Below are 19,741 nucleotides of genomic sequence, written 5' to 3' on the forward strand. Positions count from 1 at the left end.
TCCGGCGAGCGTGCCTTCAGGCCGTGCCGGCGGCTATTTGCCTCGATCGAGTCCGTAGATCCTGATTTTTCGATAGAGGGTCGGACGGGAAATTCCCAGCGATGTGGCCACTTTCGAAAGGTTTCCCCCTTCAAGTTCGATTGCCCTTTGGATGGCAACGGACTCGATGGCGTCAAGATTGAGCCTTTCAGGGATCAAGGTCCGGTGGTCTCCTGGAAGGAGCATGTCATCGTCCGGGATTGTGATTTCGGTGGGCAGGTCTGAAACCGATACATGATCGCCCGGGGACAGCAGTCGCAACCGTTCAATGGTGTTCCGCAACTCGCGCACATTGCCGGGCCAGCGGTAGGCGCAAAGTGCGGCGCGGGCACTGTCGTCGAGAATTAACGGCTCACGGCCGAACTTCCGAGCCACGGTCTGGTTGATGTGGTCAATCAGTTGTTCGATGTCCTTGCCCCGTTCGCGCAGCGGCGGAACGTCGATCACGATTGCGCCAATCCGGTAAAACAGGTCGCGGCGGAAGCTGCCTTCTTCGATATCCAGACGAAGGTTGCGGTTGGTCATGGCGACGAGTTGTACGTCGATCGGCCGGCGGCGGTTGCAGCCGATACGATAGACGGCTCGCTGTTCGAGTGTGCGTAGCAGATAGGACTGAAGTTCCAGCGGCATGTCTCCGATCTCGTCGAGACAAAGCACTCCGCCATTGGCCAATTCGAATTTTCCGGCCTTTCCATCGCGCAGCGCTCCGGTAAAGGCACCGGCAACATGGCCGAAGAGTTCGCCGCCGATCAGATCGCCTGAAATCGCGGCGCAATTGATTGCGACATAAGGGGTATCGCGTTCGGTGTGGTGGCTGTGAATGAGCCGCGCGAAAAGTTCCTTGCCGACACCTGTTTCGCCCTGCACGAGCACCGTGACATTGGCCTCCGCCGCGCGGCGGGCGAAATCCATTGCCTCCAGCATCTTGGGGCAATTACCGACGATTTGAATTTCGTCTTCGTTGACACCCACGCGCGGTGCGATTTTGACGCTGCTGGGCCGTGCCGAGCTTTTCTTCGACACCGACTGCCCGGGAAGAATGACCACCGCACCGCGGGTTTCCCCCTCGGTTTTCAGAAGTTCGACGCCTTTGGTCACAAGTTCACGCGGCAGGGCCTCGGCCAACTGGCCCCCGGTCATTTCCGGCCGCATGGTGAGCAATATCTGCCCTATACCCAGTTGCTGTGCGCGAGGAAACGGAATTCTGTCGGTGTTGCGGCTGTAGATGATCCGGCCGTGCCGGTTCAACAGCACGACGCCGTCGGCATTGTCCGGCGGCGTGGGCAAATCGATAAATGCCTCGAGCAGAATCGTTCGTTCTTCCCGCAAATCTTCGTAAAGCGCGATCTCGATCTCCCGGGCGGCCGCGACGACGAGCGCCATGTTATGCGGGCGGAAGATATTGGGCGGGCCTGAGAGATCGACCACTCCAACCACGCTCTTGTCGAGTGGATCGAAGATCGGTGCGGCGGCGCAGGTCCAGGCCTTGATCCCGAGGCAAAAATGCTCGGAAGCATGGACATAGGCTGCCTTGCCTGTGCTCAGCGCCGTTCCGATGCCATTTGTGCCGATAACGCCCTCGGCCCAGACGCCGCCGATTTCCAGTTGGATATCGCGTCCGGCATCGATTGTCTGAGGGTCGCCGATAGCTTCGATGATGGCACCGTTTTTATCCGTCAGGATCAGGATGGCGCCTGATTCCGCAAGATGCGGGGCCAGCCGTGAAAAGGCGGCCTGCGCCGCACTGACCAGGCTCTGATTCTTCTGGCTCAGGGATTTGACGTGATCGGCGGTCAGTTTCGTGGGTGTTGCATCCGACAACGCACTGATGCCCCAGTCGGAACTGCGGTCCCAGGACTTCAGGATCTCGGGGCGAACGCCGGCAAACCCACGTTCGATTTCCTCTGTTTCCAGCCGGCCTTCGACATATTGTTCCCAGGCACGCATCGTTGCGCGTTCGTTGTTATGGAAACCGGGTGTCGGCGTGTCAGATCTTGCTGATTTTCTCGAAGAGAAATAACTCGTCAACATGCTGATTGTCGTCCTAGGCTGGGAGAGTATCCGTAGCGGGCAAACAATTTCGTCCTAAGGACAGGGGTCAGGAGACCTCGAGCCTTTTGCGCATCACTTCAAGAAACTTTTCCTGGATGTCCGGCGTTTCGATTACAATTCCGTTGAGGTCCTCAAGATCCTGTTCGACGTCCTCTTCCAGGGGAGAGATGAACCCGTTTTCCTCGGTTGCCAGCGCAAAATAGCGCGTCGTTCCCCTGCTGCGGATCTCTCCCAGAAACAACAACTGCTTGCCCGAGATCTTGTCCATCACGAACACACGATTGTTCGCGCTGATCCGAACGGCCGGATCGGTTTCTTCCCGGGTTTGCGAGCCGCCAAGTATATGGATGATCAGCCCGTCCGGTTTCGGTTCCTGCCGGGATTGCCTCAACTTTTCGCGCGAGCGTGAAAATCCGCCGTTGCTTATCTGGTCGGCAAGGCGATGGATCGTGGCCCGGTTTTCGTTGATCAGGCGTTTTGCGGCAACGTCTTCGCGCCGGGGACCGTCTTTCTTGGAAAAAATGTCAACCACTCTATCGTCTCCCTGGATGCGTTCGAGTCGGGTTGGTCACGTCTCCCGGACAATCATCCGGGAATCGACAGACTGGTTGGTCTGACGCCTCCCCAAACGCCTGAGTGCATTCATCGTAGAGGTATTGGCTGGCCTGGTGGCAGGACACGTCCAAAACGCGCCGCGCTCATCTGCGCCGCGTCTTCCTGACACACTAGGTCTCCCTCCCATTTTGACCGCTGGTTCGCTCTGCCGATTGGCCGGCGAGGACCGAGGTTCCTTGGCCTCTAGTGTGCGACAAATTTACTCAGCTACTAGAAGAAAGTCCAGTTTTTGTTGGTTAAATTACCTATCATTGTTGTCACGATTTTATTTGGTAAGGAAAAAAATGTTTACATACAGTGAGGCCGGTCAAAATTAACGTCAAACGCTGGATAAGGTATCGTATTCAAGAAAAGAATATTTTGCAGTGCAGCAAGATGTTTGGTGAAATATTAGCGGTTGCAACGGATGCGTCGGGGTGCCGGTAATAGGTTGAAGATGAGGGAATTGTGGTGACAGACGACGCTTACGCTGCGGTAAGCGCTTTGCCGGAGAGTGCCGACATCAGTCTTCCTGCCGGACAGCTTCACTTGAGGCGGACCTTGATCGGAGACGGTCCGATGATCGCCGACGCGTTGGCGACGCGATCCGTCTCCCGATATCTGGCGGCTCTTCCATACCCGCCGGACGAGGCGACGTTGCATACCTACCTGCAATTTCTCTGCAGTTCGGGGCAGGCCTCCCGGACCATGGAATTGAACGGTGCGTTCGCCGGCATCGTTACGCTGTCCAGTCAGTTGACTTTCTGGGTGGTCTGCAAGTTCTGGCGGAAGGGGTTGGCCAGCCGGTCCATCGATTGGTTGGCCGAAAACTATTTTTCCAAACCAGTTGATCTCCCGATCAAAGCCGAAGTTCATACCGCAAACGAGGCGTCGCTCGCATTGTTGACCAGAAAGGGTTTCGAGCGGAGCGGTTCGAACAAACGGCGCTTTTCCTTCGTTACCGAAACAGCGGAGGAATTCGTTCCGCTGCTATTGTCCCGCAGTGCCTGGCAGATCCATAAAGAGGGAGACTGAAAGGAGAGCCGGTCACCTTTGCTGCCCTGAAAATTTTCCACCCTGAACCGTGGCTATTCGCTGGGCTCCAATGCCTCAAGCGCGGTTCTTGACCGGGAGTGGGCTTTCTCGATGTGATTGTGCATGAAAGCCGTAGCGCCTTCGGTATCTCCCGCCAGCAGATGGTCAACAATATCCGCATGGTCCTTCCAGACCGGAAGGGCGGCGTCCGGGTCTTTGAGGACGACCGCCATTGACCGGCGAATGTGATGCCAATTGATCCGCATTGAATTCTCGATAACCGGATTGCCGCTCCACCGGAAAATCATTTCGTGGAAATCGATATCCGCTTGCAGCATCGCACCGACGTCCCCTGACCGCACTGCTGCGTTGCCGCTTTCGAGGATGGCTCCGGCATGGTTCTTCGCGCTTTCCGGCAGCCGCATGCCGGCCAGGCGAACGGCGAAAGGTTCGATGACGGACCGGAATTCGTAGATCGACTGAAACAGATCCCGGTCAATCGGGGTTACAATGACACCGCGGCGGCCTGTATCGGCAACGAGCTGATTGGCTTTTAAAATGGAAATGGCGCTGTTAACAGGTTGCCGGGAAACATTGAGTTTTGCGGCGATCTCATCCTGTGTCAGTCTTTCTCCAGGCCCCAGTTCACCGGTGCAGATGGCGTTGAGCAGGATCTCGTAGGTCTGCTCGACGAGCGATTTTCGGGGCTTGATCGAGTCCATCTTCTGTTCCGCGATTTGCTGCCGGACACCCTCGAGCAGGACGTGCATTAATTGGGACTTGACCAATTCAATAGAGAGAATACCCTTATTTCGTATACAAAATTCGGTATGTCATCAAAAGGATAAGTTCTGGCATAACCAGTGCATCGTTGGAGGAGAGCCGATGTGCCATGTTTTTGCCGGTCAGGAACCGGAGAGATATGCAAGTCATACGAGGCGGCTGCGCCTGAACGGGCAAAGCACGAGCATTCGCCTTGAAAACTCGTTCTGGCAAATTCTTGACCAGATAGCCGCGACTGAAGGCGTCACCACACCGGTCTTCATTTCCACGTTGCACTCGGAGGTGTTGCAGCTGAGCGGGGAGCCATCGAACTTCACATCGCTGCTGCGCTGCGCCTGCCTGAAGTTCATGGAAATGTCACCCGATCACCACGCCGCCTCCATCGCCGCTGAATAACTGTCGAGACTGCGCCGTAAATTTTCCCGGTGGCAGTATAGGCATACTACCCGCGCCCCGGGTCGGCGGCGTTACGCTCCTGTTGTGATGTGAAAAATCCAGCAGGAGCGGCATTTGGCCAAAGCAATCCATTCTATGGTCCGGGTTCTGGACGAACGCCGGTCTGTCGATTTTTACGACAAGGCCTTCGGTCTGAAAGTCGCCGACCGGTTGGACTTTCCGGATTTTACCCTTGTCTATCTGAGCAATCCGGAATCCGGTTTTGAGGTCGAGCTGACCGTCAACAAGGGGCGCACGGATCCCTATGACCTGGGTGACGGGTACGGTCACCTGGCCGTTTCGGTCGAGAACCTCGATGCGGAACATGCTCGGTTCGAAGCCGAAGGTCTGCACCCCCGAAAACTCGTCGAATTCGCGCCTGCCGGGGAGGTTGTTGCGCGGTTTTTCTTTGTCGCTGATCCGGACGGCTACCAGATCGAGGTGCTGGAGCGTGGAGGCCGGTTCAAGTGATTCAAGTGGGAGGAGAGAAAATGAAAAGTCCCAAGGGCCCGAAAGGATTGACCAGGCGTCAGCTCCTCACGAGGGTGAGTGCTGCGGGCGCCGTGTTTGTGGTCGGTTCCGGATTCATGGCGGCCAAGGACGCTGCCTGGGCAACGGAACTGACGACTGTGAAGCCGGAGACGTTTGCGTCCCTGGTTCAAATGGCCCGTGACATCTACCCGCATGACCGCATCGGCGACGAATATTACGTCCTCGCGGTGAAGGGGTATGACAACCCGGACAATGCCGAAGATATCGAAGCCGGGATCGAGGCCTTGAATTCGGCCGCCCGCGGCAAGGGGTTCGCGTCCTATCTCGATATCGGATGGGAAGCCGATCGCGTGCGTGTCCTTCAGTCCATGGAAGAAAGCCCGTTTTTCCAGAAGATCCGCGGTGGCCTTGTGACCGGCCTTTACAACCAGAAGGCCGTTTGGCCCCTGTTTGGATACGAAGGGGCATCCTTTGAGCTCGGTGGATACATCGATCGGGGCTTCAACGACATAAACTGGCTTTGAGCCTTCGGGAGGAATAACCATGGCTGCACCTTTTGACCTGAACGACGATAGTGTTGTTGTTGTCATCGGAACAGGCGCCGGGGGAGGCGTGCTGGCAAACGAACTGGCGCAGAAAGGCGTAAGCGTCGTCGCCCTTGAGGCAGGCGGACGCTATCTGCCGGAAGACTACGTCAATGACGAATGGGAAAGCTTCGGACAACTGGCGTGGGTGGATCCGCGCACGACGTCCGGTGACTGGCGTGTTTCCAGGGATTTTTCCGGTCTTCCCGCATGGATCGTCAAAGCTGTCGGCGGATCGTCGATCCACTGGGCGGGGGCTTCGCTGCGTTTTCAGCCACATGAATGGAAGGCGAAAACCACTTACGGTGCCGTCCAGGGCGCGAACCTGCTCGATTGGCCGATTACGGGAGAGGAACTCGATCCCTGGTACACTCTGGCTGAAGACAAGCTCGGTGTGACGCGAACCGGCGGCCGCGCCGGCCTGCCGGGCAACAACAATTTTCTTGTTCTTGAAAAGGGCGCAAAGGCGCTTGGCTACAAGGAGGTTCATACGGGCCGGATGGCGATCAATTCGGCCGATTATGATGACCGGGTCTCTTGCCAGCAGACAGGGTTCTGCTTCCAGGGCTGCAAATGGGGAGCCAAATGGTCCTCGGCCTATACCGACGTTCCGCGGGGCGAAGCGACGGGAAACCTCGAAGTTCGCGATCATGCACATGTGGCGCGTATCGTGCATAATGACCAGGGCAAGGTGACGGGTGTCGAATATTTCGACAAGGACGGCAGTCTTCAGCTGCAGAAAGCACGGCTTGTCAGTGTCGCCGGCAACTCGATCGAAAGCCCGCGGCTGCTGCTCAACTCGGCATCCGCAATGTTCCCGGACGGGCTGGCCAACAGCTCCGGGCAGGTGGGGCGCAATTACATGCGGCACATGACCGGTTCGGTCTACGCGGTGTTCGACAAGCCGGTAAAAATGTGGCGCGGAACGACCATGGCGGGCATCATTCAGGATGAAGCCCGGCACGATCCCTCGCGCGGGTTCGTCGGGGGCTACGAGCTGGAAACCCTGTCGCTCGGTCTGCCGTTCATGGCCGCTTTCCTTGATCCCGGCGCCTGGGGACGAGAATTCACCTCCGCGATGGATTCTTATGAAAACATGGCCGGTTTGTGGATCGTCGGCGAAGACATGCCGCAGGAAACCAACCGCATAACCGTCAACCACGATGTCAAGGACCAATGGGGCCTTCCGGTCGCCAACGTGCATTTCGACGATCATCCCAATGATGTCGCCATGCGAAATCATGCCTACAAACAAGGGCAGGCTATCTACGAGGCGGTCGGGGCAACCCGGACATTCCCGACGCCGCCATACCCATCGACCCACAATCTCGGTACCAACCGGATGTCCGAAAAGCCAAGAGACGGGGTGGTCAACAAGTGGGGCCAAACCCACGACATCCCGAACCTCTTCATATCCGATGGCTCCCAGTTCACGACGGGAGCTTCGGAAAATCCTACACTTACGATCGTTGCGCTCGCAATCCGCCAGGCGGATCACATCGCGCGTGAATTGAGCGCGGGCAATATCTGATCAACAGAATTGGACCGGCCGGGCGGCATAAATGCTGCCCGGTAGCCATCTGGGAGTTACGATTGCGCGGCACCGGAATCTGGAAAATTAACAACCAATCAATCGAAGCGGTTCCGGAGTGACGAGATAAATAGCAAAGTTTAAAGTCTCGGTGTGATCAGGCTCCCGCAACCAAATCAAAACCCCCGTCCTATCAAATCGACGGGGGTTTTTGCGTTCAAAGGCCATCGGGGAGCAAGTCCTGATTGGGGTTGGCCAGCGGCAGAATTGCAGGCTTTGCGGTATTCTGACTTCAGGTGGCGTTCCTCTTCTCGCGACGCTTCAAGGGCCGCGAGGGTCGTCGCCAGCCGACCGTGGATCATCAGATCAACGCCCTTTCCTGAGTTTTCAGCGACCACCACCTTCTGGATCTGAATAGATGGCATGGCTGCCGTCGTTCACATCTCGTGATCCCTGACATCGCCATTGAAACGTCGTGTGTGTAGGGTGGCAACGACTTCATCTATTCATTTTTTCCTGTTTGCTGCCGATACGCTCGGTTATTTTTGGGCCCATGAGTTTGATTTTTCAGGCGAATGTCTAGCCTTGGCCTCTCTTCCCGAAAATACCATCTGAAAATAATTGGCTTGGAATATTGACAAATTTGGATCGTTCCAATTAATCTTTGGAACGTTCTAATTTCGTTGGTTTGGAGGCCGTATGCGCTGGGGATTGATCGGGGCAAGTACTATCGCATCCGAGTGGATGATAGACGCCATGCGGTCTGTCGGGGACGGGGAGGTGGCCGCAGTCCTGAGCTCGAGTGCGGAGCGTGCCGGGTCCTACGCTGACAAACACGATATCGCACGCGGTGTCGCCGATCTGGATGATCTGCTGAGCGATCCCGGCATCGACGCGGTTTATATCTCGACCACCAACGAGAAGCATTTTCCCCAGGCGATGGCCGCGATTGCTGCCGGCAAGCATGTTTTGTGCGAGAAGCCGCTCGCGATGAACGTCGCGGATGCAATTGCCATGGTTCGAGCCGCCGAGAGCGCGGGATTGGTCTTTGCCACCAATCACCATCTTCGAAATGCCGGTTCTCACCTTGCGATCAAGCAGGCGATAGAGGATGGCCGTATCGGCAAGGTCCTTAGTGTTCGGGTGTTTCATGCCGTTTTCCTTCCGCCGCATCTGCAGGGCTGGCGGATCAACAACCCGGGCGCCGGTGGTGGTGTGATCCCGGACATTGTCGTTCATGACGCCGATACGGTCCGGTTCCATCTCGAGGAGGACCCTCAGGAAGTAGCCGCGATGTCTGCGGCCTCGGGATTGGGCGAAGGCGTTGAGGACAGCTGCATGTCCGTTTGGAAAATGCCGTCCGGCGCGATGGTTCAGACCCATGAGAGCTTCACGCACAAATACCCGGGCACCGGCTTTGAAGTGCATGGCACTGAAGGATCGATCGTCGCCCGCAATGTGATGACGCAGAAGCCGGTTGGCGAGATTGAACTCGTTACCGGAGCCGGACGCGAAATACTGCCATTCAGCGAGCATAATCTCTATGCGCGCGCCGTCGCAATGTTCTGCGATGCGGTCGCTGGCAAGGGCCGCCCATCCGCAAGCGGGGTCGATGGTGTCAAGTCTCTGGCCGTTGCCGAAGCAGTGGCTGAGGCTGCAAGGTCCGGCTCCCGTGTCTCTGTCGACTACGGAGGCATTTGAACATGGCGAGCAAGATCGTCAGCCCCGAAGAGGCCGTCGCCCGCATTCAGGACAATGCGGTGGTAACCATCTCGTCTTCGTCGGCTCTCGGTTGCCCGGACACCGTTCTGGAGGCGCTTGGCGACCGGTTCGAGAGGGAAGGCCATCCGCGGAACCTGACGACATTGAACCCGATTGCTGCGGGAGACATGTACGGCGTCAAGGGTATTGATCATATTGCCCGCGATGGCTTGTTGTCGCGCATCATTGCCGGGTCCTACCCCTCCGGTCCGTCGTCGCGGCCGATGCCGGAAATCTGGAAAATGGTCGTTGAGAACCGCGCCGCGGCCTACAACGTTCCGTCCGGAATTCTGTTCGACATGCACCGCGATGCCGCCGCACGGAAGGCGGGCGTCCTGACCAAGGTCGGTCTGGAAACTTTCGTCGATCCGGTGCGCGAAGGCTGTGCGATGAACCAGCAGGCGGCGGCTGCCCCTATCGTGTTCCGGCGGGAGTTCTGCGATGAAACCTGGCTGCATTTTCCCAACATCGTGCCGGATGTCGCCATCATTCGCGCGACCACGGCAGATGAACATGGCAACCTGACCTATGAACACGAAGGGGCGACCCTTGGCGCGCTGGATCAGGCAATTGCCACCCGCAATCATCGCGGGCTGGTCATCGCGCAGGTCAAGCGTGTTACCTCGACCGGCTCTCTGCGCCCGCACGATGTGCATGTGCCCGGACATCTCGTCGATCTGATTGTTGTTGCTCCGCACCAGAAGCAGACCACTGAAACGGATTATGATCCGGCGATTTCCGGTGAGATCATGCGGCCGTGGAGCAGTTTCTCACTGGCCGCGCACAGCGTCGAGAAGGTTATCGCCCGCAGGGCCGCGATGGAGCTGAAGGATGGCCAGACCGCCAATCTTGGCTTTGGCATCTCCGCACTGGTTCCGCGTATCCTGCTGGAAGAGGGGCATGAAAAGAAAGTCACCTGGGCGATCGAGCAGGGCGCCGTCGGCGGCATGCCGCTCACCGGCTTTGCCTTCGGCTGTGCCTCCAATGCCGATGCCTTCGTCCCGTCTCCGAACCAGTTCACCTATTTCCAGGGTGGCGGTTTCGATATCTCGTTTCTGTCGTTCATGGAAGTCGATGCCGAAGGCAACGTCAACGTCTCTAAGCTCGGCAAGAAACCCTATCTGACGGCCGGCTGTGGCGGTTTCGTCGATATCACCGCCCATGCCCGCAAGATCGTTTTTTCCGGGTTCTTTGAAGCCGGAGCGGAACTCGCGCTGGACGAGAGCGGATTGCGGGTGGTCAGGCCGGGCAAGTTCACCAAGATGGTCGAAGCCGTCGAGCATGTGACCTTTGCCGGCCAACGCGGACTTCGCACCGGACAGGAGGTTCTCTATGTCACGGAACGATGTGTGATGCGGCTTACCGAAAACGGCCTGGTCGCAATGGAAATCATGCCCGGCATTGATCCCCAGAAGGATATTGTCGATGCGTCCGAGGGCCTGGTGGCGATTGCCGCCAATGCGACCGTAATGCCGCTGTCTCTCTTGCGGCAGGCACCTATGGGGCTGAGCCTGTGAGTGCCGTTCATCTCAAGATCGATGGCCCGGTGGCAACCCTCACTTTGGACAATCCGTCCAAGTTGAACGCGTTTACCCCTTCCATGCTGGCGGACCTTGAGGCGCATTGCGTCTCGCTGGAACGGGAAGACGCCGTGCTCGGGGTGCTGCTGATGGCCGAGCCCGCCAAGGCATTCTGCGCAGGAGCTGACATCAAGGCATGGCAGGACATTCCGCCTGCCGAGTTTGCCCGGCACTGGGTGCGCGACGGACACCGGATTTTCGATCGTCTGGCAAGGCTTTCAAAGCCAACGGCCGCGGCGCTCGGCGCGCATGCATTCGGTGGCGGGCTGGAACTGGCGGCGGCCTGCGATCTGCGCGTCATGGCACCCAAAGCGACAATTTCGCTGCCGGAAACGCATGTCGGGATCGTGCCGGGCTGGTCCGGAACCCAGCGCCTTGTCCGGTTGCTGCCGGAGCCGGTGATCAAGGAGATGGCGTTATTCGGACGGCGGATATCCGCGGACCGGGCCTATGGTTTCGGCTTTGCCGCGGAGATATCCGATGATCCGGAAGGTGCCGCCCGGGCGATCCTGGACAAGCTGACCGCGACGTCCCCACGGGCAACGGAAGTTGCCAAATACATGATCCATGCGGGAGTAGGTGAAGACCGCCCGTCGATGATCGAAGCGCTGGCGAGCGGCATGGTTGCCGCCACCGCCGACCGGGCCGAAGGCGTGACCGCTTTCGCCGAAAAGCGCACTCCCGAATTTCCAGGAAGCTAAGAAGTCTCATGTCGCAATTGACCCTCGTTCACGGCAAGAAATCAAAGACGAACCACGAGACTTTTCGTGGCCGCCACCTGATTGACGGGCGCTGGCAGGACAGTGCCGACGGCGCGATATTCGAACGCGGTTCGCCATCCCACAAGACCCTTGTGAGCCTTTCCGCAAGGGGGGGAGAGGCCGATGCGAATGCTGCCATTGCAGCAGCCAGAAAGGCCTTTGATACGTCCGGCTGGCCGCAGACTTCCGGCAAGCAGCGCTCGGAGCTGCTGTTGCGCGTTGCGGACCTGATCGCGGCCAATGTGGAGCGCATTGCGCTGCTGGAGACGCTCGAAAGCGGAAAGCCGATCTCCCAGGCCAAGGCCGAGATCGAAGGATCCGTCGACCTCTGGCGCTATGCGGCGGCTCTGGCCCGCACCGTCCATGGCGACAGTCACAATTCGCTCGGCTCCGACATGCTCGGAGTTGTCCTGAAGGAACCGATCGGTGTCGCGGCGATCATCACCCCCTGGAATTTCCCGTTTCTCATTGTCAGCCAGAAGCTTCCATTCGCGCTCGCCGCTGGCTGTACCGCCGTGATCAAGCCGTCAGAGCTAACCCCATCGACCACGGTGATTTTAGGCGAGCTATTAATGGAAGCCGGGCTGCCGGCCGGTGTTGCCAATATCGTTCTCGGTTTTGGCGACCCGGTCGGGAGCCTGATGTCGACGCATGAGGATGTCGATCTTGTGACCTTCACCGGCTCGACTGCCGTCGGAAAGCACATTGTTGCTGCGGCATCCGGAACGTTGAAAAAAGTATCGCTCGAGCTGGGCGGCAAGAACCCGCAAGCAATCTTTGCCGATGCGGATCTGGATCAGGCAGCCGATGCGATCGTCTTCGGGGTCTATTTCAACGCTGGCGAATGCTGCAATTCCGGCAGCCGCATCATCGTCCACGAAGATGTTGCCGGCGCATTGGTCGAGAAGATTGTCGCCCTTTCAAAAAAGGTCTCCTTCGGTGATCCGCTGCACCCCGATACACAGGTCGGCGCGATCATTTCGGAAGCCCATCGGGGTAAAATCGACAGTTACGTTCAGTCCGCCAAACGGGCTGGTGCCAAAATCCATTTGGGTGGTGAGGCGCTTGCGATCGATGGCCTGCCGGGGTGCTTCTACGGACCGACGATCGTCTCGAATATCGACAGTTCAATGCCGATCGCACGCGATGAGGTCTTTGGGCCGGTTCTGGCAGTGCTGACCTTTAAAACCCTTGATGAAGCAATCAGTCTGGCTAATTCTGCAAGCTATGGACTTTCCGCCGGGGTCTGGAGCGAGAACGTTCATACCTGTCTTGAGTTCGCCCGCCGGGTGCAGGCCGGAACCGTCTGGACGAACACCTGGATGGATGGTTTCGCCGAATTGCCTTTTGGCGGGGTGAAGCAAAGCGGTCAGGGCAGGGAGCTCGGCCACTATGGACTGGAGGAATTCCTCGAGGTCAAGTCTGTCTTGATGAGGATCGGACAGACCCGTCAACCTTGGGTGAAATGACGCTGCAAATTGGGAAGCAGCGCAAGACTTGAACGAGTACTTGGGAGGAATGGAAATGCGAAATTTGAAACTCGTTTCACTGGCAGCAGCCGTAAGCTTCATGACCGCTTCGTCGGTCGCGTCCGCAGCGGATGTGGAAGTCCTGCATTGGTGGACATCCGGCGGTGAAGCTGCCGCGTTGAATGTCCTGAAGCAGGACCTCGAAAGCCAGGGTATCGGTTGGCAGGACATGCCTGTCGCCGGTGGCGGCGGCACCCAGGCGATGACGGTTCTTCGGGCCCGTGTTACGGCCGGCAACCCGCCAACCGCCGTACAGATGCTTGGGTTTGACATTATCGACTGGGCAAAGGAAGGCGCTCTCGCCGATCTGAACATTCAGGCGAGCATGGAAGGCTGGGACGACGTTGTTCCCGCCGCGCTTCAAAAGTTCTCCAAATATGACGGCAAGTGGGTCGCTGCACCTGTGAATGTTCATTCGACCAACTGGGTCTGGGCGAACAAGGCTGTGCTCGATGAGCTGGGTATCGCCGTTCCGACCACATGGGACGAGTTCGTTGCGGCCCTGGAAAAGGTAAAGGCGTCCGGCAAGGTTGCGATCGCGCATGGCGGTCAGGCCTGGCAGGACGCTACGATCTTCGATGCAGTTGCCATGGCGACCGGTGGTCCCGAGTTCTACAGCAAGGCCTTCATCGAACTCGATCCGGAGACCCTTGGGTCGGACACCATGAAGACAACCTTCGACCGGATGGGTGTGATCCGCTCTTACGTGGATGATAACTTCTCCGGTCGCGACTGGAACCTTGCAACCGCCATGGTCATCAAGGGCGACGCCGCCTTCCAGATGATGGGCGATTGGGCCAAGGGTGAATTCCTGAATGCGAACAAGGTCCCGGATGAGGACTTCCTGTGCTTCCGTTTCCCCGGTACGCAGGACCAGGTCACCTTCAATGCCGACCAGTTCGCCATGTTTGCCCAGGGCTCGGAAGTCAGCAAGGAGCAGGCCGCACTTGCGACCGCTATCCTGTCGCCGTCCTTCCAATCCGCGTTCAATGTGGTCAAGGGCTCTGTTCCCGCCCGCACAGATGTGTCGGACGAAGCTTTTGATGCGTGCGGCAAGAAGGGCATGAAGGACCTTGCCGCCGCGGCTGCAAGTGACAATCTGTTTGGCTCGATGGCCCATGGCCATGCCAACCCGGCCTCGGTCAAGAATGCGATGTATGATGTGATCACCGCGCATTTCAACGGCGAATACGATTCCGCCACAGCGGTTGAAGAGCTCGTAAGCTCGGTCGAGATCGCTCAGTAGCGCACGTCACTTCCTGACTATAACCACGCAAGGGCACCTGTGTGCCCTTGCGCTGGGGAGATCCAATTCAATGGTGCAGTCTGTACCTTCGCGGCAGGGGCCCGGTGACTGGCTTCGCTCGGCATTACCGAAGCTTGTCCTCAGCCCGAGCCTCGCGCTGGTCGTCATCTTCGTTTACGGCTTCATCTTTTTCACGTTCTACCTGTCCATGACCGACAGCCGAATTCTGCCGAGCTTCGGCTATGTCGGACTGGAGAACTACGAAAAACTGTTTCGATTGCGGTCATGGAGCATCGCGGTCGACAACCTGTTTGTCTTCGGTGGCCTCTATATTGTGATCTGCTGCGTGCTGGGACTGGCTCTGGCCATCCTCCTCGACCAGAAAATTCGCGCCGAAGGAGCAATCCGCACGATCTACCTGTATCCGATGGCCTTGAGCTTCATTGTCACCGGAACGGCCTGGAAGTGGTTTCTCGATCCGGGCATCGGCCTTGAAGCCGTTGTCCAGGGGTGGGGGTGGGAGAGCTTCACATTCGACTGGATCAAGAACCGTCAAATGGCGATCTATACCATTGTGATTGCGGCAGTCTGGCAGACGTCGGGATTCGTCATGGCCATGTTCCTGGCCGGTCTTCGCGGCATTGACAATGAAGTGCTCAAGGCTGCCCAGATCGATGGCGCCTCCAATTGGGCTCTGTACCGCAGAATTGTCATTCCGCAGCTTCGCCCGGCTTTCATGTCCGCCTTTGTGGTGCTGGCTCACATGGCGATCAAATCCTATGACCTGGTGATTGCCCTGACGAATGGCGGACCGGGCCGCGCCACCGAACTCCCGGCAACCTTCATGTATTCCTACACCTTCACACGCAACCAGATGGGCATCGGTGCGGCGTCCGCCACCATCATGTTGATGACCATCGCGGCGATCATCGTGCCTTATCTCTGGTCTGAACTGCGGGAGAAGAGCTGATGGCCGGTGGTGCATCCGATACCGTTGTGCGGACCGGAAGAACGTCCCGGTTCGTCATCTACACGATCCTGACCGTGTTCTGCATTTACTATCTGCTGCCGCTCTATGTGATGGTGGTGAACTCCTTGAAGCCGCTGGATGAAATCCGTGGCGGCGGGATGTTGTCCCTGCCGCAGGCATGGACTTTGGCACCCTGGTCAAGTGCCTGGTCAACGGCTCAGATCGGCGTGGAAGCAACGGGTCTGCGGCCGTACTTCCTGAATTCGATCCTGATGGTGGTGCCCGCTGTTGTCATATCCACCTTGCTGGGGGCTCTCAATGGATATGTGCTGACCAAGTGGCGGTTCCGCGGGGATACGATCATCTTTGGACTGATGTTGTTCGGGTGCTTCATCCCGTTTCAGATGGTGCTGATCCCGATGGCGCGCATGCTGGGACTGATGGGACTGGCGGGAACGGTGCCTGGACTCGTCTTTGTGCACCTCGTCTATGGCATCGGTTTCTCGACGCTCTACTTCCGCAACTACTATGCCCAGTTCCCGACTGAACTGGTACGCGCGGCTATGATCGATGGGGCAGGGTTCTTCAAGATCTTCCAGCGCATCATGCTACCGTCATCCGGCCCGATCGCGGTCGTCTGCATCATCTGGCAGTTCACCAACATCTGGAACGACTTCCTGTTCGGCGCGAGTTTTGCCGACTTTGACAGTCAGCCGATGACGGTCGCTCTCAACAATCTCGTGTCCTCCTCCACCGGAGTGAAGGAATACAACGTCCATTTTGCCGGCGCGATCATGGCCGCGCTCCCGACCCTCCTTGTTTACGTCGTCGCCGGACGGTTCTTCGTTCGAGGGTTGATGGCCGGGTCCGTGAAAGGGTAATTTTATGGGTTTTCTCGACATCAAAAAAGCCACCAAGTCCTATGGTGCGATGCAGGTTCTGCATGAAACGAACATCTCGGTGGAAGAGGGGGAGTTCCTCGTCCTGGTCGGACCGTCCGGCTGTGGCAAGTCCACCTTGCTGAACATGATTGCGGGACTGGAGGAAGTCACCAGCGGCGAAATCGCGATCCGCAATCAGCGCATGAACGAAGTGCGTCCGGCGGATCGCAACATTGCGATGGTATTTCAATCCTACGCGCTTTATCCGAACATGAACGTCGCGCAGAACATTGCCTTCGGTCTGGAAATGCACGGCGTACCCAAGCCCAAGCGCGACGAGGCCGTCCGTGACGTTGCCGAGCTGCTGCAGATCACTCAGCTTCTGACGCGAAAGCCGGGACAATTGTCCGGCGGTCAGCGTCAGCGGGTCGCAATGGGCCGTGCTCTCGTGCGCGATCCAGACGTTTTCCTGTTCGATGAGCCGTTGTCGAACCTCGATGCCAAGCTCAGGGTCGACATGCGGACGGAGATCAAGAAGCTTCATCAGAAGCTGGGAACCACGATTGTCTATGTGACCCACGATCAGATCGAGGCGCTGACCTTGTCGACGCGGATCGCGGTGATGTTTGGCGGTCATGTCCAGCAGCTCGGAACCCCGAAGGAGATCTATGACAATCCGGCGAATATGTTCGTGGCCGGTTTCATGGGGTCGCCGTCGATGAACCTGTTTCAGGCAAAGATCGCAGTCGCCAACGGTGTTCCGCAGGCGGAATTTTCCCTTGAGAGCGGCCAGATCGGCGTGTTGCCAATCGTGGATCCCTCCGTTGCGAGCCATGCAGGCCGATCGGTCATCCTGGGCATTCGCCCGGAAGCTATCACGGACCTGGATGGCGCGGACCGCAACAGCAAGGCGATCCACACCGTTAAGGCGAATGTTGAAATCACGGAGCCGGCCGGTTCCGATACGTTTGTTGTCAGCGCGTTTGGCGGGACCGAAATCACGGGCCGGTTTCGAGCCGATGTCGATGTGAAACCGGGAGATGTCTTCCCGTTTGCGGTCAACATGGAAAAAGCAGTTCTGTTCGACCCTGAAACCGAGCAGCGGATCTAGGGTTCTGACCCTAGCTGCCTCGTAGTGAAAACGCGGCAATTTGGTCGCTTTTTTTCAGGTTGTTTTTTGGAACGTTCTAAGAGGGCGATATGTACGGGCACAGCGCATTGAAGGATACAACATGAGCCCCGACATTGTGATCATCGGGTCAGGCATGGGGGGCGCAAGCGTTGCCGCTGGCCTGGCAGATACGGGAGCGTCCATCCTGATGCTGGAACGTGGCCAGCAGCTCCTGGAAACGCCTGAAGTGCATGATCCTGCCGCTGTTTTCGGCAGCGGATATTTCATGCCAAATGAGACTTGGCTGGACGCCGGAGGACGAGGTTTCACGCCGGGAAACCATTATAATATCGGCGGAAATTCAAAGTTCTACGGTGCGGTCCTGATCCGGTACCGCGAAGAAGATTTCGCCGAGTTGGAGCATGAAAACGGTATCTCCCCGGCCTGGCCGTTCGGTTATGACGAGATCGCGCCCTGGTACGATGCCGCCGAGCGGCTTTACAACGTGCGCGGGACCGTAGGCGAGGATCCCACGGATCCGCCGCGATCGGATGGCTATCCTTTCCCGGCGCTACCCCACGAACCTGCAATTGCCGATGTTAAAGAGCGACTGGCCAAGACCGGACTGCATCCGTTTTCTCTGCCGCTCGGCGTTGATATCGACACCTGGATGGCAAACCGGGAAACGACATTCGACGGTTTCCCGGACACGCGGTCCGGCAAGATGGACGCCGAGACATGCGGCCTCGCTCAAGCCCGGAAGAACCCGAATTTCGAGCTGAAGAGCAATGCCCGGGTGACCCGTCTGGAGGCTGACCCCACCGGCCGGATCAACGTGGTTCACGCCCGGGTCGATGGTGAAGATTTCAGGGTCACGCCGCGCCTGGTCATCCTCAGCGCGGGGGCAATCCAGTCCGCGGCCCTTCTTCTGGCCTCTGGTGTCGCCAATCGATCCGACCAGGTCGGGCGGAACTACATGAACCACAACGCAAGCGCCATCATCGGAATTGACCCGCGCTATAAGAACAACAGCCGTTATCAGAAGACCTTTGGCGTCAACGATTACTATCTGTCCGATGGTGCTGGTGGCTTTCCCCTCGGAAATATCCAGCTCCTGGGCCGGGTCACAGGCGATATCCTTCGTGGCCAGGTCAAGGCGGTTCCCGGCTTCATGCTGGACTGGATTTCGCGTCATGCGATCGATTTCTACGGGATCACGGAAGATTTGCCGGACCCTGAAAGCCGGGTTGTCTTGGATGGAGACCAGATCCGGTTGCACTGGAAGCGAACCAACATGGGTCCCCATCGGCGGCTGGTAAGGGCATTTTCCCGCAAATTGAAACAGGCCGGATTTCCGGTGGTCTTGAGCCGGCTCTTCGATGCGGCGGTGCCTTCGCACCAATGCGGCACTGTAAGGATGGGTGACGATCCGGCCAAAGCTCCCTTACGCCCTGATTGCCGGGCTTACGACCACCCAAATCTCTATGTCGTCGACGCCGGCTGCCTGCCGACATCCGCTGCCGTCAATCCGGCGCTGACGGTTGCCGCTCTGGGGTTGCGGGCCGCGCGGATTATCCAAAAAGAGGAGCTGGCCTCATGAACCGCGTTGCTCTCATCACCGGAGGTCAGCAAGGCATAGGCCTTGGGATTGCCGAGGCGCTGGTTGCTGCCGAATACGATGTGGCGCTTGCTTCCGAGGCCGCGCCGGATGCCGATCAAGTCCAGCTGGCCTTGCGTAAACTCGGAGTGAAGGCCCGCTATTTTCGTCACGATCTGAGAGAGCTTGATGCGGTACCTGATTTGTTGAATCAAGTAGAGGCCGACCTTGGTCCGATCACGGCACTGGTGTCCAATGCCGGAGTGCCAGCGAAAGTCCGCGGCGATATGCTGGACATGGCGCTCGCCAATTTCGATCTGGCTTTGGATATCAATCTGCGAGGGGCGTTCTTTCTGGCCCAGAATGTAGCTCGCAGAATGCTCTCCCAACCGGCGGGAACATATCGTTCCATCACATTCGTCACCTCGGTCAGCGCGGAGATGGTCTCCATTGACCGGGCCGAATACTGCATCTCGAAAGCAGGCGCGGCGATGATGGCGCAGCTCTTTGCCGTGCGGATGGCGGAAAGCGGTATCGGGGTCTTCGACATTCGCCCCGGCATCATTGAAACGGCCATGACCTCCGGTGTGAAGGATAAATACACCTCTCGCATTGAAGGCGGACTGGTCCCGGCTGCCCGCTGGGGCCAGCCGCAGGATATCGGCTCGGTCATTGTGCCTCTGGCCGAAGGTCAATTCGCCTTTGCCAACGGTGCGGTGATCCCGGTCGATGGCGGCCTCTCGATTCATCGGCTTTGAGG

At 58.0% G+C, this 19,741-nt stretch carries 18 protein-coding genes; 15 read left to right on the forward strand and 3 right to left on the reverse strand.

The window, feature by feature from the left end; translation table 11 throughout:
• Positions 1-33 precede the first annotated feature (33 nt).
• Both CLV41_RS12945 and CLV41_RS12950 read right to left on the reverse strand, forming a co-directional pair.
• Entirely contained in the window at positions 34-1,986 is a 1,953-nt protein-coding gene (locus CLV41_RS12945; protein WP_208987486.1) for a sigma-54-dependent Fis family transcriptional regulator, read from the reverse strand.
• Positions 1,987-2,137: 151 nt separating this feature from the next.
• On the reverse strand, positions 2,138-2,623 hold the full coding sequence (locus tag CLV41_RS12950; RefSeq protein WP_103222837.1) for a hypothetical protein: 486 nt from the start codon (positions 2,621-2,623) through the stop codon (positions 2,138-2,140).
• A gap of 533 nt (positions 2,624-3,156) precedes the next feature.
• Between CLV41_RS12950 and CLV41_RS12955 the strand changes: the two genes are divergently transcribed.
• Positions 3,157-3,720, forward strand: coding sequence for a GNAT family N-acetyltransferase (locus CLV41_RS12955; protein WP_328590040.1), 564 nt, complete (start codon positions 3,157-3,159; stop codon positions 3,718-3,720).
• A gap of 53 nt (positions 3,721-3,773) precedes the next feature.
• Here the strand turns inward: CLV41_RS12955 and CLV41_RS12960 are convergent, their stop codons facing one another.
• Positions 3,774-4,442 (reverse strand): GntR family transcriptional regulator, encoded by a 669-nt coding sequence (locus tag CLV41_RS12960; protein ID WP_170107185.1) that lies wholly within the window; start codon positions 4,440-4,442, stop codon positions 3,774-3,776.
• Between the two features lie 163 nt (positions 4,443-4,605).
• Here CLV41_RS12960 and CLV41_RS12965 point away from each other — a divergent pair, with 163 nt between their 5' ends.
• From CLV41_RS12965 to CLV41_RS13030, 14 genes are all read left to right on the forward strand, one after another.
• On the forward strand, positions 4,606-4,899 hold the full coding sequence (locus CLV41_RS12965; protein WP_103222840.1) for a ribbon-helix-helix domain-containing protein: 294 nt from the start codon (positions 4,606-4,608) through the stop codon (positions 4,897-4,899).
• A gap of 114 nt (positions 4,900-5,013) precedes the next feature.
• Complete coding sequence (locus tag CLV41_RS12970; protein WP_103222841.1) at positions 5,014-5,409, forward strand: VOC family protein; 396 nt, start codon at positions 5,014-5,016, stop codon at positions 5,407-5,409.
• 20 nt (positions 5,410-5,429) lie between these two features.
• Entirely contained in the window at positions 5,430-5,954 is a 525-nt protein-coding gene (locus tag CLV41_RS12975; RefSeq protein WP_103222842.1) for a gluconate 2-dehydrogenase subunit 3 family protein, read from the forward strand.
• 19 nt (positions 5,955-5,973) lie between these two features.
• Positions 5,974-7,545, forward strand: coding sequence for a GMC family oxidoreductase (locus CLV41_RS12980; protein ID WP_103222843.1), 1,572 nt, complete (start codon positions 5,974-5,976; stop codon positions 7,543-7,545).
• Between the two features lie 699 nt (positions 7,546-8,244).
• Entirely contained in the window at positions 8,245-9,246 is a 1,002-nt protein-coding gene (locus CLV41_RS12985; protein WP_103222844.1) for a Gfo/Idh/MocA family protein, read from the forward strand.
• Positions 9,247-9,248: 2 nt separating this feature from the next.
• Positions 9,249-10,823 (forward strand): acyl CoA:acetate/3-ketoacid CoA transferase, encoded by a 1,575-nt coding sequence (locus CLV41_RS12990; protein ID WP_103222845.1) that lies wholly within the window; start codon positions 9,249-9,251, stop codon positions 10,821-10,823.
• Positions 10,820-11,587, forward strand: coding sequence for an enoyl-CoA hydratase/isomerase family protein (locus tag CLV41_RS12995; protein WP_103222846.1), 768 nt, complete (start codon positions 10,820-10,822; stop codon positions 11,585-11,587). Before CLV41_RS12990 ends, CLV41_RS12995 begins: the two co-directional genes overlap by 4 nt.
• 8 nt (positions 11,588-11,595) lie before the next feature.
• Positions 11,596-13,116: an aldehyde dehydrogenase family protein gene (locus CLV41_RS13000; RefSeq protein ID WP_208987487.1), complete on the forward strand. Its 1,521-nt coding sequence runs from the start codon at positions 11,596-11,598 to the stop codon at positions 13,114-13,116.
• A 55-nt stretch (positions 13,117-13,171) separates the two neighbouring features.
• A complete protein-coding gene (locus CLV41_RS13005) occupies positions 13,172-14,422 on the forward strand; it encodes an ABC transporter substrate-binding protein (protein WP_208987488.1) in 1,251 nt (416 codons plus the stop codon).
• Positions 14,423-14,492: 70 nt separating this feature from the next.
• The gene (locus CLV41_RS13010; RefSeq protein ID WP_103222848.1) at positions 14,493-15,392 is read left to right on the forward strand and encodes a carbohydrate ABC transporter permease; all 900 of its coding nucleotides are present in this window, start codon (positions 14,493-14,495) and stop codon (positions 15,390-15,392) included.
• Positions 15,392-16,273 (forward strand): carbohydrate ABC transporter permease, encoded by an 882-nt coding sequence (locus tag CLV41_RS13015; protein ID WP_103222849.1) that lies wholly within the window; start codon positions 15,392-15,394, stop codon positions 16,271-16,273. The genes CLV41_RS13010 and CLV41_RS13015 overlap by 1 nt, the downstream gene beginning before the upstream one ends.
• Positions 16,274-16,277: 4 nt before the next feature.
• Positions 16,278-17,384, forward strand: coding sequence for an ABC transporter ATP-binding protein (locus CLV41_RS13020; protein WP_103222850.1), 1,107 nt, complete (start codon positions 16,278-16,280; stop codon positions 17,382-17,384).
• Positions 17,385-17,505: 121 nt separating this feature from the next.
• Positions 17,506-18,984, forward strand: coding sequence for a GMC oxidoreductase (locus CLV41_RS13025; RefSeq protein WP_103222851.1), 1,479 nt, complete (start codon positions 17,506-17,508; stop codon positions 18,982-18,984).
• Positions 18,981-19,739 carry a 3-ketoacyl-ACP reductase gene (locus CLV41_RS13030; protein ID WP_103222852.1) on the forward strand — a complete coding sequence of 253 codons (759 nt, stop codon included), beginning with the start codon at positions 18,981-18,983 and terminating at the stop codon, positions 19,737-19,739. Before CLV41_RS13025 ends, CLV41_RS13030 begins: the two co-directional genes overlap by 4 nt.
• Positions 19,740-19,741 lie beyond the last annotated feature (2 nt).

This window comes from Roseibium marinum (assembly GCF_002906165.1).
Classification (GTDB): domain Bacteria; phylum Pseudomonadota; class Alphaproteobacteria; order Rhizobiales; family Stappiaceae; genus Roseibium; species Roseibium marinum.